The sequence below is a fragment of the Paracoccus sp. P2 genome (assembly GCF_046335115.1).
GTDB lineage: Bacteria > Pseudomonadota > Alphaproteobacteria > Rhodobacterales > Rhodobacteraceae > Paracoccus > Paracoccus pantotrophus.
In genome coordinates, this window is sequence record NZ_JBGOSN010000193.1 from 1 (window position 1) to 524 (window position 524).

1 pseudogene is annotated in these 524 nt (G+C 66.6%); it reads left to right on the forward strand.

From position 1 onward, the window contains the following. Positions 1-25: 25 nt before the first annotated feature. Positions 26-524, forward strand: a pseudogene (locus ACDP63_RS25160) (IS5 family transposase); the annotation flags it as partial.

Consider the following 524-nt stretch of genomic DNA (forward strand, 5'->3'; position numbering starts at 1 on the left):
GAATCCATGCGGTTAGACGGGCTGCATGAGCAAGCCCGAGCCCGCCCGCTACCGCACAACGAGCTGGCCCGCCTACAATGATGCGCTCAGGCAGCGCGGGTCGCTGCTGATCTGGCTGGACAAGGAGATGGCCTGGCACGCGCCGCATGAGGGTCGCCCCGGGCGCCCGCCGGTCTTCTTGAATGCGGCGATCCTGTTCTGCCTGTCGATCAAGGTGCTGTTCACGCTGCCGCTCAGACAGGCCGCCGGAATGGTCTCCAGGCTGTTGCGGCTGGCCGGGCTGGACCGGCCCGTTCCGGACGATTCGACCCTGCGCCGCAGGCAGAAGACCGTGGAGGGGCATATCCCATCGCCGCGCTGCCGGGCCGCTGAACCTGCTGGTGAACAGCACAGGGATCAAGTTCCTCGGCGACGGGGAATAGCGGGCGCGCAAGCATGGTGTTCAGAGCCGTCGCCAATGGTGCAAGGTCCATCTGGCCATGGACACCGCCACATCCGACATCCGCGCGGTGAAGTTCACCCCC